At 69.9% G+C, this 14,185-nt stretch carries 10 protein-coding genes; 5 read left to right on the top strand and 5 right to left on the bottom strand.

The features are described 5' to 3' along the window. Positions 1–5: 5 nt before the first annotated feature. Positions 6–2,165 (bottom strand): sensor histidine kinase, YfiR-like protein-associated, encoded by a 2,160-nt coding sequence (locus HH212_RS10875; protein WP_229217666.1) that lies wholly within the window; start codon positions 2,163–2,165, stop codon positions 6–8. A gap of 301 nt (positions 2,166–2,466) precedes the next feature. On the opposite strand from HH212_RS10875, the gene HH212_RS10870 reads away from it, so the two are divergent. From HH212_RS10870 to HH212_RS10860, 3 genes are all read left to right on the top strand, one after another. Continuing rightward, the gene (locus HH212_RS10870; protein ID WP_229217665.1) at positions 2,467–2,949 is read left to right on the top strand and encodes a CinA family protein; all 483 of its coding nucleotides are present in this window, start codon (positions 2,467–2,469) and stop codon (positions 2,947–2,949) included. Positions 2,950–3,026: 77 nt separating this feature from the next. Next, the gene (locus tag HH212_RS10865) at positions 3,027–4,079 is read left to right on the top strand and encodes a metallophosphoesterase family protein (RefSeq protein WP_170202490.1); all 1,053 of its coding nucleotides are present in this window, start codon (positions 3,027–3,029) and stop codon (positions 4,077–4,079) included. A gap of 98 nt (positions 4,080–4,177) precedes the next feature. Beyond that, positions 4,178–7,150 carry a M16 family metallopeptidase gene (locus HH212_RS10860; RefSeq protein ID WP_170202489.1) on the top strand — a complete coding sequence of 991 codons (2,973 nt, stop codon included), beginning with the start codon at positions 4,178–4,180 and terminating at the stop codon, positions 7,148–7,150. Between the two features lie 7 nt (positions 7,151–7,157). Here the strand turns inward: HH212_RS10860 and HH212_RS10855 are convergent, their stop codons facing one another. Further along, on the bottom strand, positions 7,158–10,052 hold the full coding sequence (locus HH212_RS10855) for a M16 family metallopeptidase (protein WP_170202488.1): 2,895 nt from the start codon (positions 10,050–10,052) through the stop codon (positions 7,158–7,160). Positions 10,053–10,216: 164 nt separating this feature from the next. On the opposite strand from HH212_RS10855, the gene HH212_RS10850 reads away from it, so the two are divergent. After that, a complete protein-coding gene (locus tag HH212_RS10850; RefSeq protein ID WP_370663915.1) occupies positions 10,217–10,528 on the top strand; it encodes an ArsR/SmtB family transcription factor in 312 nt (103 codons plus the stop codon). Beyond that, a complete protein-coding gene (locus HH212_RS10845; protein ID WP_170202486.1) occupies positions 10,525–11,541 on the top strand; it encodes a cation diffusion facilitator family transporter in 1,017 nt (338 codons plus the stop codon). The genes HH212_RS10850 and HH212_RS10845 overlap by 4 nt, the downstream gene beginning before the upstream one ends. A gap of 101 nt (positions 11,542–11,642) precedes the next feature. On the opposite strand, the gene cysK is transcribed toward HH212_RS10845, so the two are convergent. From cysK to tcdA, 3 genes are read right to left on the bottom strand one after another with little or no spacing between them, the layout of a single operon-like run. Continuing rightward, on the bottom strand, positions 11,643–12,581 hold the full coding sequence (cysK, locus tag HH212_RS10840; protein ID WP_170202485.1) for a cysteine synthase A: 939 nt from the start codon (positions 12,579–12,581) through the stop codon (positions 11,643–11,645). A 37-nt stretch (positions 12,582–12,618) separates the two neighbouring features. Next, positions 12,619–13,203: an FKBP-type peptidyl-prolyl cis-trans isomerase gene (locus HH212_RS10835; protein ID WP_170202484.1), complete on the bottom strand. Its 585-nt coding sequence runs from the start codon at positions 13,201–13,203 to the stop codon at positions 12,619–12,621. A 34-nt stretch (positions 13,204–13,237) separates the two neighbouring features. Then, positions 13,238–14,104, bottom strand: coding sequence for a tRNA cyclic N6-threonylcarbamoyladenosine(37) synthase TcdA (tcdA, locus tag HH212_RS10830; protein ID WP_170202483.1), 867 nt, complete (start codon positions 14,102–14,104; stop codon positions 13,238–13,240). Between the last annotated feature and the right edge of the window lie 81 nt (positions 14,105–14,185).

Raw genomic sequence — 14,185 nt, 5'->3', positions numbered from 1 at the left:
ATGGGCTATCCTTTCTGCTTCAGCGCGCCGTCGATGGCCTCATTGAATTTGTCGATGTCGATCGGCTTGGTCAGGTACCGCATGAATCCGGCGGCCAGGCCGCGTTCGATGTCGCGCGGCATGGCGTTGGCCGACAGCGCCACCACCGGGATGTGCGCGGTGGCCGCATCGCGCCGCAATCCGGCCAGTACATCGTACCCGCTGATGCCGGGCAGGTTCAAGTCGGTCAGCACCACTTCCGGCAGCTCGGCGCGCGCGATCTCCAGGCCGGCCTGGCCGTCGGCCGCGCACACCAGGCGCAGGTCGGGCCGGAACCCGACGATCTCGCGCACCAGCCGCGCATTGCCGGGATTGTCCTCGATGTACAGCACCAGGTGCGGCGCGCCGGGCGCCTGCGCCGCGGTTTCCCGCGCCTGCTGCGGTTCCTGCGGCGCGGCGCCCGCCTCCCCGGCCGGCGTCGCGGTGGCCAGCTCGATCCAGAACACGCTGCCCTCGCCCGGGCTGCTGGTGACGCCGATCGTCCCGCCCATCATTTCCACCAGGCGGCGCGTCACCACCAGGCCGATGCCGGTGCCTTCCTGCGGACCGCTTTCCTGCCCCAGGCGGTTGAACGGCTGGAACAGCGCGGCCAGCTGTTCGCCGCGCATGCCGATGCCGGTATCGCGCACCGTCAGGCGCAGGCGCTGCGGGCCGGCGTCGACACAGTCGAGTGTGACCGCGCCGCCCTCGCGATTATACTTGACGGCATTCGAGAGCAGGTTCAGCAGCACTTGCTTCAGGCGCGTGCGGTCGGCCTGCAGCACCGCGCCCGGCGCCGGCGGAAACTGCACGGCCACGCCGCGCGCCGCCGCCAGCGGCGCGATCATGCCGCGGCATTCGGTCAGGATCTCGGCCAGTGCCACCGGCTCCATCGACAGCGTCAGCGCGCCCGCCTCCACCTTGGCCAGGTCGAGGATCTCGTTGATCAGGGTGAGCAGGTGACGCCCCGACTTCAGGATGTGGCTGGAGAATTCCTTCTTCTGCTCGAGCGTGGTGGGCATGGCGTCGGACGCCAGGATCTGGGCGAAGCCGAGGATGGCGTTGAGCGGCGTGCGCAGCTCGTGGCTCATCGAGGACAGGAAGGCCGACTTGGCCTGGTTGGCGGCATGCGCCTCGCCGACCGCCACTTCCAGCTCGGCATTCGCCAGCTCCAGCTGCGTGGTGCGCTCGTGCACGCGCTGCTCCAGCCCTTCGTTCAGGCGCATCACTTCCTGCTGCGCGCGGGCGCGCTCCTGGGCTTCGCGCGCGATCTCGCGGTTCGATTCCTCCAGCGCGCGCGTGCGCTGCTCGATCTCGGTCAGCATGGCGTTGAACGAATCGACCAGCTCGGCCGCCTCGTCCTGGCTGATGCGCGGCGCGCGGCGCGAGTAGTCGCGCCGCGCCACCACTTCGCGCGCGATGTCGGTGATCGCGGCGATCGGGGTGATGATCGACTGGCCGAGGCGGCGCACCAGCGCGTACGCGGTGAGCAGCGCCAGCAAAGTGACGCCGAGGCCGATCAGGATGTAGTCGCGCATGCGCTCGGCCAGCAGGTTGTCGGCGCGCAGGTAGACCGTGCCCAGCGTGTCGCCGTTCTCGGCGATCGGCTTGACCAGCACCAGGTCGTCGCCGTCGCGGGTGTAGGCGTCCTTGCCGTGCTGGCGCGCGTCCGTGTGCGGCGCGTGCGCCGGAAAGACATTGGGCTCGCCCGGCGCCACGTAGGCAGCGAATAGTTGGCCATGCGCATCGTAGAGCGCGGCGGCGCGCACCGAGGGCCGGGTGCGCAGCAGCGCCAGGTTCTCGCGCGCCAGGCGCGGGTCGTCGAAGGCCAGCGCGGCCGAGGTCATGTGGCCGACCAGTTCGGCCTGGGTGGCCAGGTCGTGGCGCAGCGCGCCCTGGTAGCTACGCAGGTCGTAGGCGATGATGGTACCGACCGAGATCACCACAGCGGCCAGCGTGGTCGACATGACGATCGCCACCAGCTTTTCACGGATCGAGCGGCGCGTCATGCGGCGCGCTCCGGCGTCGCGGCGGCGCGGGCCGGCGCCTGCGCGCGCACGGGCGCGCACGGCGAAGGCGGCGCGCAGTAGAGCGGGGAGCACGGCGCCGGACGGCGCGAACATGGTGGCGCGATCGCGGAAGAACACGGCATCGCGCGCGGTACTGCAGCCGGCGCGCCCGCCCCCGGTTGGCCATGAACGAAACGGTGGAGCGGCATGTGGGTCCTGCATCGGTCGATAAACGGCGGCGCGGGCGGGCCCGGCGGCCGGAGGGGCAAGGCGCAGGATAGCAGCATGGATGAAAACAATGTCGCACAAAACAAATCAGTAAAATCCACGCGAACCATGTCTTCCAGCTAAGTTTTCAATGCGGCGGCCGGGCCAGGCGCGCTAGAATGGTTTCGACGCCGCCACGGGGTGGCGGCGAGATCCCATGGAGGAGACACCCGTGACGCACGACATCAACGACCTGGCCGGCCGCGTCTGCACGCTGCTCGACAACCGGCGCCTGCTGCTGGCCACCGCCGAGTCCTGCACCGGCGGCGGCATTTCGCACGCCATCACCGACATTCCCGGCTCGAGCAATTCGTTCGAGTGCGGCTTCGTGACCTATTCGAACGCCGCCAAGACCGAAATGCTGGACGTATCCGCCGCCATGATCGCGCAGTTCGGCGCGGTCAGCGAGGAAGTCGCCGCCGCCATGGCGCAGGGCGCGGTCGCCAACAGCAATGCCGACGTGGCGGTGTCGACCACCGGCATCGCCGGCCCGGCCGGTGCGGTGCCGGGCAAGCCGGTGGGCACCGTCTGCTTCGGCTGGTCGAAGGGCGACGTCACCCATACCGAGCGCCTGGTGTTCGCGGGCGACCGCCAGGCGGTGCGCCGGCAGACGGTGGCGCACGCGCTGGCCGGCCTGCTGCGTTTCCTCGAATAACGGTGCGGCGCACGCCGGGAAGGCCGGCGCGACGGACGCGCATCTGGCCGGCGCGCTCATCGCCGGCGCATCCATGGATGGCGCACCAGTTGGCGGCGGCCGCCGCCGCGCTGGCGCTGGCCGGCGCTGTCCTGGCCGGTTGCGCGGCGCCCCAGACGAGCGCCCCGCGCACCGACGGCGCGGACGCGGCGGCGCTGGCGCGTCCGTACACCGGCGCCACGGCCGGCAGCGGCACGACGGGCAGTATCGTTTCAGGCAGCAGCGGCCCGGGCACCAGCGCGACGAGCGACGCCAGTACGCGCGCCGGCGCCGGCATCACCGTGTACGCGGCGGGCGACATCGCCGACTGCCGCTACCGCGCCGCGGCCTGGTCGGGCGCGGCCGCCACCGCCGCCACCGTCGCCGCCGGCCTGGCGCGCGAGCCGGACGCGGTGGTGTTGACCCTGGGCGACCATACCTACCCGATCGGCACCGCGCGCGAATTCAGCGACTGCTACGAGCCGACCTGGGGCCGCTTCAAGGCGCGCACCTGGCCGGCGCCCGGCAACCACGAATACGCCACCGCGAACGCCGCGCCCTATTTCGCCTATTTCGGCGCGCGCGCCGGCCCCGGCTACTACAGCATCGACCTGCAGGGCTGGCACGTCGTCTCGCTCGACAGCAACCTGGGACCGGACCGGCAGGCGGCGCAACTGGCCTGGCTGCGCGCCGACCTGGCCGCGCACCCGGCGCGCTGCCTGCTCGCGTTCTGGCACCATCCGCTGTACAGCTCCGGCGGCCACGGCAGCGTGCCGGCGATGCGCGATGCCTGGGAACTGCTGCAGCAGGCCGGCGCCGAACTGGTGTTGTCCGGGCACGACCACGAATACGAACGCTTCGCGCCGCAGGATGCGCACGGCCGGCTCGACCGCGCGCACGGCGTGCGCCAGTTCGTGGTCGGCACCGGCGGTGCCTTCCCGACGCCGTTCCTGCTGACGGTGGCCAACAGCGAGCTGCGCGACAGCAGCCGCACCGGCGTGCTGCGCCTGCGCCTGCGCGAAGACGGCTACGACTGGGCGTTCCTGGAATCGAACAAGATCACGCCGTTCGAGGCGGCGCCGCCGGACCGCGGCAGCGACACGTGCCGCTGAGATCGACGTGCGCCGCCGCGATGTCATGACGGCACCCGCCGGGCTATCATCGGGGCACCGCATCCCGCCATCCGACCGCGCCGCCGACTGGAGCCGCCATGAAACCGCGCCTGCCGCACGTGTTCCCGCTGTCTAGACTGCGTCCACTGTTTCTGCTGCCCCTGCTGGCGGCGCCGTTGCCGGGTGCGCACGCCGCCGGCCAGGACGGCGCCGGCCTGCCGCCGACGGCGCTGCTGCCCGAGGTCGCCGCCGTGGCCGCCTCGCCCGCCGCCCTGCCCCGGGTTGCCTTCGAAAAGACCGTGCTGCCCAACGGCCTGGAACTGATCCTGGTCGAGGACCACCGCCTGCCGATCGTCGCCGTCAACATCTGGTACCACGTCGGCCCGGCCAACGAGGCGCCCGGCCTGACCGGCTTCGCGCACCTGTTCGAGCACATGATGTTCGCCGGTACCCGGCATTTGCCGCGCGGCCTGGCCGACCGCCTGCTGGAAGGCGCCGGCGCCACCGACAGCAACGGCAGCACCGACTACGACCGCACCAACTACTACGACACCGTCCCCTCCAACCGGCTCGAACTGGCGCTGTGGGTGCACGCCGACCGCATGGGCTACCTGCTCGACGTGCTCGACCAGGCCGCGCTGTCGAACCAGCAGGACGTGGTGCGCAACGAACGCCGCCAGAGCGTCGAGAACCGGCCCTACGGCATCGTCGAGGAAGCGTTGAACCACGCGCTGTTCCCCCAGGATCACCCCTACTATGCGGCGGTAATCGGCTCGCACGCCGACATCCAGAACGCGAAACTGGCCGACGTGCGCGACTTCTTCGCCCGCTACTACGGCCCCAACAACGCCAGCATCGTGATCGCCGGCGACATCGACAAGCGCAAGACGCGCGCACTGGTCGACAAGTACTTCGGCAGCTTCAAGCGCAGTGCGCCGGTGGCGGCGCCCGTCACCGTGACGCCGCCGATCGCGCGCGAACGGCGCGTGACGGTGGCCGACCGGGTCGAGCTGCCGCGCCTGTACATGGGCTGGCTCACGCCGCCGGCCTACCGCGACGGCGACGCCGAGCTGGCGGTGACGGCGCAGATCCTGGCCGGCGGCAAGAGCTCGCGCCTGTACAAGACGCTGGTGTACGAGCGCCAGATCGCCCAGGAAGCGGCGGCGGCGCAGAACGCCAACGCACTGGTCTCGACCTTCGTGATCGACGCCACCGCCCGCCCCGGCCACGGCGTGGACGAGCTCGAACGCGCCATCGACGCCGAATTGGCGGCGCTGCGCGACCTCGGTCCGTCCGACGCCGAAGTGGAACGCGCCCGCAACACCATCGAGACGGCAATGCTGGGCTCGATCGAAAAGCTGGGCGGCGACGGCCTGGCCGACCGCCTGAACCACTACAATCAGGCCACCGGCGACCCCGGCTACCTGGCGCGCGACATCGAGCGCCTGCGCCGCGTCAGCGCCCTGGACGTGCGCCGCGTGGTGCGCGACTACCTGCGCCCGGACGCGCGCGTGCTGGTGGCGGGCGTGCCGGGCAAGCCGGCGCTCGGGCCGGACCTGCCGGTTCCGGCGGCGGCGCAGCCGGCAGGCGCTGCGGAACCTGCGTCCGGCGCCGCCGAGGCCGACGGCGCTACGCCAGCCATTACCCTTGCGCCAGCCGTCGGCGCCGCCGCAGTACCCCCTGCGCCCGCCGCCATCAACCGCGACGAGCCATGGCGCAACACGCCGCCCAGGCCGGGCCCGGCGCCGGTCTTCGCGCTGCCGCGGCGCGCGTCGTTCAAGCTGCCCAACGGCCTGACCGTGATCCACCACTACAACCCGGCGCTGCCGCTGGTGGCGGCCGAGCTAGTCGTCAGGAGCGGCTCGGACGCCAACCCCGAGGACCGGCCCGGCCTGGCCGGCTTCACCGCGCAGCTGCTGCAGGAGGGCACCGCCACGCGCAGCGCGCCGCGCATCGCCGACGAGATCGCGCAGCTGGGCGCCTTCCTCGGCAGCGAAAGCGGCGCCGATGCCTCCACCGTGTCGCTGCTGTCGCTGCGCGCCACCTTCGCGCAGGCGCTCGACGTGCTGGCCGACGTGGTGCAGCACCCCGCCTTCCCGACCGCCGAGGTGGAGCGCCAGCGCGCCGCGCGCCTGGGCGACCTGGCGCGCCGGCGCGACGATCCGGCCCTGGTGGCGGCGGTGGCGGCGGCCGGCGCGCTGTACGGCCAGCGCCATCCGTACGGCTACGGCCAGCTCGGCACCGAAGCGGCGATCCGCGCCGTCACCCGCAACGAACTGGCGGCGTTCTGGCGCCGCCATTACGTGCCGTCCAACGCCGCCCTGGTCGTTTCCGGCGCCATCACGCAGGACGAGCTGCGCGCCCTGGCGCTGGCCCGCTTCGGCGCCTGGACGCCCGCCGTCGCGGCGCCCGCGGCACCGGGCAAACCGGCCGGCAGCGGCGCGCGCCTGGTCATCGTCGACAAGCCGGGCGCGCCGCAGACCGCGCTGCGCGTGGCCACGCTGGCGGCGCCGCGCGCCACCCCGGACTATGCCGCCATGGAAGTCATGAACGCGGCGCTGGGCGGCCTGTTCTCCAGCCGCATCAACCTCAACCTGCGCGAGGACAAGGGCTACAGCTACGGCATGTTTTCAAGCTTCCGCTACCACCGCACGCCGGGCCCGTTCACGATCGCCGGCAGCGTGCGCACCGACGTCACCGGCGCGTCCGTCGCGGAAATCTTCAGGGAAGTGCGCAAGCTGCGCGAGCGCGTGCTGCCGCCGCAGGAACTGGCCGGCGCGCGCGATGCGCAGGTGTATTCGCTGCCGGGCCGGTTCGAGACCAACAGCGGCATCGGCGCCAGCCTGGCCGAGACCTGGGTGTTCGACCTGCCGCCCGACTACTGGAATACCCTGCCCGGGCGTTTCCGGCGCGTCGACGCGGCCCAGGTGCGCGCCGCGGCCGGCAAGTACCTGCGGCCGGATCGGATGACCGTGGTGGCGGTGGGCGACCGCGCGCGCATCGCGCCGCAGCTGGCGCCGCTGGGCCTGGGCCGGCCGGAAACGCGCGACACCGACGGCCTGCTGCCGTGACGGGCGGTCACGCTTCCGGCTCGAGCACCATCTCCACGTACTGCTGGCGGTTCAGGAAGCGCCTGGCGGCCGCCTGCACCCGCGCCGCCGTCACCGCATCGACGCGCTGTTCCAGCGTCAGGATATCGTGCACGTCGCTGCCTTCCAGCACCGCCGTCTGCATGGTTTGCAGCCAGTAGCCGTTCTCGCGCATCGACTTGCGGTAACCCTGCAGCAGTGCCTGCTTGACCTTGTCCAGGTCTTCCGCGCTCGGCCCCTGGTCCTGCAGGCGCGCGATCTCGGCCCACAGGCCGGCCTCCACCTTTTCCACGTTCTGCGGGGCGGTCGGCAGCTGGATCGCCAGGGAATAGGCGCCGCGCGGGATCATCTCGTACCTGCCGCCGGCGCTGCCGCTGTAGATCAGCTTCTGCTTTTCGCGCAGCGCGTCGGTGATGCGCAGGTTGAGCACGCCGAGCAGGACGCGGAACGCCGTCGACTCGTCCTTCGAATACGGCACGTCGCCGCTGAAGTCGACGCTGACGATGCTCTTCTGCTCCAGGCCGGCCTTGAATTGCTTGCGCACCACGCCCGGCACCTGGCGGATGCCCGGGTCGCGGTAGTGCAGCGCCAGGTCGGTCACCGGCAGGGTCGCCACGTAGGTCGCCAGCAGCGGCTTGATGGCCTCGACGTCGAAGTCGCCGACGAAGAAGAAGGTCATGCCCTTGGCGCTGGCCATGCGCGAGCGGAACAGGGTCAGGGTGCGGTCCAGGTTCAGGGTCTCGAAGTCCGCCGGACGCGGCTGCAGCTCGACGCGCGGGTGGCCGCCGTACAGCGCCTGCAGGCGCGCATCGGCGAAGCGCGCCTCGGGCACGGCGGCGCGGCCCTGCACTTGCTCGGCGCTGCGGCCGACGAAGCCGCGGAACAGGTTTTCGTCGCGGCGCGGATTGGTCATCGCCAGGTAGTTCAGCTGCAGCAGCGTCTCGACGTCCTCGCTGCTGCTGCGCCCGTTCAAGAAATCGGCATAGTTGCTCATGCCGGCACCGGCGGTGACGTTCCTGCCCGCCAGCACGTTGCGCAGGTCGGACGGGCTGTACGAGGCCACGCCCATCGCCCCCTGCACCGCCGCCGCGAAGCGCGCCGCGGTCTTGTCGGCGTCCGGGAACAGCATCTGGCCGCCGGGACGCACCGCCGCCATCTGCACGCTGTCCTTGCTGAACCCGGTCGGCTTGAGCACCACCTTGACGCCGTTCGACAGCGTCAGCCGGGTCAGGCCGAGCGCTTCGTCCCGGCTTTGCGCGACGATGGCGCCCGGCTCCGGCTTGTAGCTCATCAGCTTGCCGACCACCGGCTTGTCGATGGTCTTTTCCACCGGCAGCGTTTGCGCGGCGTCCACCCGCGCCAGCAGGGCCGGGCCGGTCGGCGCGGTTTGCGCGTTGGCGCTGTTGCTGGTGTACAGCACCGTCTTCGGCGCCGTCGCCGGGATGACCGTCCTGGCATAGGCGTTGACTTCCTCCAGCGTCACGCCCGGCATGAAGGCCTTGGCGTAGCCGTATTCGTTCTCGCTGCCGGGAATCGCCTCGCCGGTGAGGAAGTTGCGGATGTATTCGGCCAGCACCTGCGCCGAATCGCGCGTGTCGCGCGAGCGGTAACCGTAGTCGTAGGCGGCCAGCACGCTGCGCTTGGCCACATCCAGTTCCGACTCGCTGAAGCCGAACTGGCGCGCGCGCTGGTTCTGCTGCACCAGCGCATCGATGGCGGCATCCACGCCGGCCTTGCCCACCGTGGCGCCGGCGGCGTACTGGCGCTGGTTGATTCCGAACGGCACGCCGGTCTCGCCGGCGAAGCCCTGCACGAACGGCGGTTCGGCCAGCTGGATCTGGCGCGCCATGCGCATGCCCATCATGCCGGCGAACAGGCGCCGCACCAGGTCCTGGCGATAGTCGCCGACCGTGGCGTCCGGCCGGCGCCGGTACAGCGAATAGATCAGCTGCACGCTGCTGTTGGGCGCTTCCCGGTCGAGGAATACCAGCGCCTCGGGCGCGCCCAGCGGCGGCAGCGGCGTGAGCGGAAGCGCACGCGGTTTGCTCGGCATCGCCAGGGTGGAGAAATGGCGCCGCACCATGCGCTCGGCCTCAGCCGGATCGATGTCGCCGACCACGATCACCGCCATCAGGTCGGGGCGGTACCAGTCGGCATAGAAGCGGCGCAGTGCGTCGGGGCGGCTGTGCAGGATCGAGTCCTCGGTGCCGATCGGCAGGCGGTCCTGGTAGCGAGCGCCGTTGGCCAACTTGGGCAAGGCCGCTTCCAGCCAGCGCGCGCCGTAGCCGCTGCGCAGGCGCTTTTCCTCGAGGATGATGCTGCGCTCGTCATCGATTTCCTGGGTTCCGAGGGCCATGCCGTGGGCCCAGTCTTCCAGCACCTGGAAACCCCGCTCCAGGTTGTCCGGCTTGTCGGTCGGGATCGGCAGCATGTAGATGGTCGAATCGAAGCCGGTCTGGGCGTTCAGGTCGGCGCCGAAGCGCACGCCGATCGACTGCAGGTAGGACACCAGTTCGTGCTTCCTGAAATGGGTGCTGCCGTTGAAGCCCATGTGCTCGATGAAATGGGCCAGGCCGCGCTGGTCGTCGTCTTCCAGGATCGAGCCGGCTTTCACGACCAGCCGCAGTTCGACGCGCTGGGCCGGTTTGGCGTTCTTCTGGATGTAGTAGGTCAGGCCGTTGTCCAGCTTGCCCAGCTTGAGTGCCGGGTTGACCGGCAGCGGATCGGTCAGCGCCGGGGCGGCAGGCGCAGTAGGCGCAGCAAGCGCGGCCGGCGTGGATTGCGCCTGCGCCGGCAGGGCCAGCGCCAGGCAAGTCGCGCAGGCGGCGGACAACCGGCATAGGGTGTCGACGGGCGACGCCGGCGCGGAGGGATGCTTGGGCATGGGAGCGTTCGGTGATATTGAAAATAAACTATATTTCATTTTTTTTGAATTGAATAGAAGAAAGCCCTGGGCCCGGCAGTGTATGCGCGCATCCACAACGGCCTTGCACCAAGCCTGCAAATTCGACTAACATGTGAACAATTCTTCACACGTTGATTATGAGCATGCCACCCGATATCGATCACCTGGTCGACGAAGTCGCCGACCTGTTCCACCTGCTGGGCGACCCGACCCGCCTGCGCATCGTGCTGTCCTGCCTGGCGCAGCCGACCGCGGTGGGCGACATCGCCGCCGCCCTGGATCTCTCCAGTTCGCTGGTCAGCCACCACCTGCGCCTGCTGCGCGCGGCGCGCATCGTGAAGGCCGAGCGCCAGGGCAAGCAGGTGTTCTACGCGGCCGCCGACGCCCACATCAGCAGCCTGCTCACGAACATGTTCGAACACATCGCCGAACCCACCACAGGACTTGACGCATGAGCCACCAGCACGCCCACGACCATGGCCACGGCCATGGACACCACCACCACCACGCCGACCCGGCGGACGCCGGGCGCGCCTTCGCGTTGGCGATCGGCCTGAACATCGCCTTCGTCGCGGTCGAATTCGTGTACGGCTTCATCGCCAATTCGACCGCGCTGATGGCCGACGCCGGCCACAACCTGTCCGACGTGCTCGGCCTCGGCCTGGCCTGGGGCGCGGCCCTGCTCACCAGGCGCGCGCCGACGCGCCGCTTCACCTACGGCCTGCGCGGCAGCTCGATCGTGGCCGCCCTGCTGAATGCCCTGCTGCTGATGGTGGCCTGCGGCGCCATCGCCTGGGAAGCGGTGCTGCGCTTCGCCCATCCGGAACCGGTGGCCGGCAGCACGGTGTCGATCGTGGCGCTGGTCGGCGTCGCCATCAACGGCTTCTCGGCCTGGCTGTTCATGTCCGGCAGCAAGGACGACATCAACGTGCGCGGCGCCTACCAGCACATGGCCGCCGACGCCGCGCTGTCGCTGGGCGTGGTCGTGTCGGGGCTGGTGGTCATGTATACCGGCTGGAGCTGGCTCGATCCGGCGGTGAGCCTGGTCATCGTGGTGATCATCGTGGCCGCCACCTGGTCGCTGCTGAAGGAATCGGTGCAGATGGCGCTGGCGGGCGTGCCGGCCGGCGTCGACGCGCCGGCGGTCAAGGCCTTCCTGGCGGCGCAGCCCGGCGTGACCGAGGTGCACGACCTGCACATCTGGGGCATGAGCACCACCGAGACCGCGCTGACGGCGCACCTGGTGATGCCGGGCGGCTACCCGGGCGACGCCGAGATCGACGCCATCGTGGCGGCACTACGCGCGGATTTCTCGATCCACCATTGCACGCTGCAGGTGGAGCAAGGCACGACCAAGCACGGCGCGTGCGCATTGCATGGCGGAGAGCAGCACGGCCACGATCACGATCACGATCATGACCACCGCCATGATCATGGCCACGATCGTAGGGGTCATGCACATTCGTAGGGTGGACGTGGCCGGCGAGGCGGCTTTGCCGTTCACGCGGTGATACGCGCCGTCGATGCCGTCGAACCGGTCACGTATCGATACACCACCGTTCCGCCAAATCACCCGGCCAGGTCGGCGAACAACGCGGTGCTCAGGTAACGCTCGCCGTACGACGGAATGATCGTCACGATCATCTTGCCGGCGTTCTCGGGCCGCCTGGCCACCTGCAGCGCCGCCCACAGCGCGGCGCCGGACGAGATCCCGACCAGCAGCCCTTCCTCGCGCGCCACCGCGCGCGCGGTGGCGAAGGCATCCTCGTTGCTGACGGCGATGACCTCGTCGTAGGCGGCCGTGTCGAGCACCTGCGGCACGAAGCCGGCGCCGATGCCCTGGATCGGATGCGGTCCCTTGGTTCCCTTGGAGAGCATCGGCGAGGCTTGCGGTTCCACCGCGATCGCCTGGAAACCGGGCTTCCTGGCCTTGATCACCTCGGTCACGCCGGTGATGGTGCCGCCGGTGCCGACGCCCGCCACCAGGATGTCGACCTTGCCGTCGGTATCGCGCCAGATTTCCTCGGCGGTGGTGCGGCGGTGCACGTCCGGATTGGCGGGGTTGTTGAATTGCTGGGGCATGAAGCAGTGCGGGTCGGCCGCCACGATCTCTTCGGCGCGGCGGATCGCGCCCAGCATGCCCTCCGCACCGGGCGTCAGCACCAGTTCGGCGCCGTAGGCGCGCAGCAGCATGCGCCGTTCGCCGCTCATGGTGTCCGGCATCACCAGGCGGCAGCGGTAGCCGCGCGCCGCGCACACCATCGCCAGCGCGATGCCGGTGTTGCCGCTGGTGGGTTCGACGATGACGGTGTCCGGGCCGATCTTGCCGGCCCGCTCGGCGGCCTCGATCATGGACCGGCCGATGCGGTCCTTCACGCTGTGCGCGGGATTATAGAACTCCAGCTTGGCGAGGAGTTGGGCGCCGCCGTCCGCATCTTGCCCCATGCGGCGGATGCGCACCAGCGGGGTATTGCCGATCAGTTCGGTGACGTCGTTGGCGATGCGCATGGTTTCCCCCGCTGGCAGTTGGATGACTTACATGGTCTTACTTCACGTCCAGCAGTTCGACGTCGAAGATCAGGTCCGAATCCGGCGGGATCGAACCGCCGCCGGCGCCGCGCTTGCCGTAGGCGAGGTCGCTCGGGATGATCAGGGTGCGCTTGCCGCCCACCTTCATGCCGGCCACGCCCTGGTCCCAGCCCTTGATGACCTGGCGCGCGCCGACCTGGAATTCCAGCGGCTCGCGGCCGGCGTCCAGCGACGAGTCGAACTTGCGCCCGCGCCCCTTGTTCGCCAGCGGCTTGTAGAACCAGCCGGTGTAGTTGACCTTGACCTTGCTGCCGATCGTGGCTTCCCTGCCCTTGCCGACCACGTGGTCGGTGACCTGCACCTGAGGGCCGGACTGGGCCGGCACGTCGGTGGTCTGCTGGGTGCTGCCGGGATTGGTGGCGCTGGACTGGGCCTGGGTCTGGACCTGGTTCTGGACCGTATCCTGGGCCGCGGCCGGCACCGCCGCGCTTTCGGCGGCCGCGGCCGGGGCGCTGGCCTGGGGTGCGGTCTGGACGTTGTTCTGGGCGCCGGCCGCAGCGGCGGCCGCCAGCAGGCTCATAAGGGCGATACGACGGATCATGGAAGCTCTTTCACGGATCGTTGGATGACCGGTCCTATGATAGCAAGGCCTCTTCCCGTTGCCCAGCATCGGGTTGCACGGCTGCCTCGACCTGGCCGGCCAGGCGCAGCAGCAGGTGGCCGGCGGCCACCATGCCGAAGGTGGCGGTGACCACCATGCTGGAGCCGAAGCCGGCGCAGTTCAGGCCGGTGATCGTGCCGGGATCGATCGCGCAGGCGTCTTGCGCTTCCGGATAGCGCAGCGGCTCCATCGAGAACACGGCGTCGATGTGGTACTTGTTCTTTTCGCCGCGCGCGAAACCGTAGTGCGCGCGCAAGACCTTGCGCACCTTCTTGAGCAGCGGTTCCTGCTCGGTGCGGGCCAGGTCGCGCACCTCGATTTTGGTCGGGTCGAGCTGGCCGCCGGCGCCGCCGATCACGATCAGGGGGATCCTGCGTTCGCTGCAATAGGCGATCAGCGCGGCCTTGGCCTTGACGTTGTCGATGGCGTCGACCACGTAGTCGAAGCGGCCTTCGCCGATCATCTGCGCAATGTTGTCCGGGTCGATGAAATCCTCGACCAGGTCGACTTCGCAGTAGGGGTTGATCAGGGCGATGCGCTGCTTCAGCGCCTCGATCTTGGGCATGCCGATGGTCGAGGACAGCGCCTGCAGCTGGCGGTTGATGTTCGACTCGGCCACGTTGTCCAGGTCGATCAGGGTCAGGCGGCCGACCGCGCTGCGCGCCAGCGCCTCGACGATCCAGGACCCGACGCCGCCGACGCCGACCACGCAAACGTGCGCCGTGCGGAAGCGTTCCAGGGCACGCTCGCCATACAGGCGGGCGATGCCGCCGAAGCGGCGGCCGAAGTCGACCTCGTCGCCGCCGGCCGCCGGAATGAAGGAAGGAGAAGTGAATGTCATGATCCGCCCATTTTACCGGACACGACCCTATTCATTGCTCTAAAATAACTTTCAGTCAACCAAATTCCACCGCGTTACACC

The sequence above is a fragment of the Massilia forsythiae genome (assembly GCF_012849555.1).
Classification (GTDB): Bacteria; Pseudomonadota; Gammaproteobacteria; order Burkholderiales; family Burkholderiaceae_D; genus Telluria; species Telluria forsythiae.
This window is presented reverse-complemented; position numbering and strand designations above follow the sequence as displayed.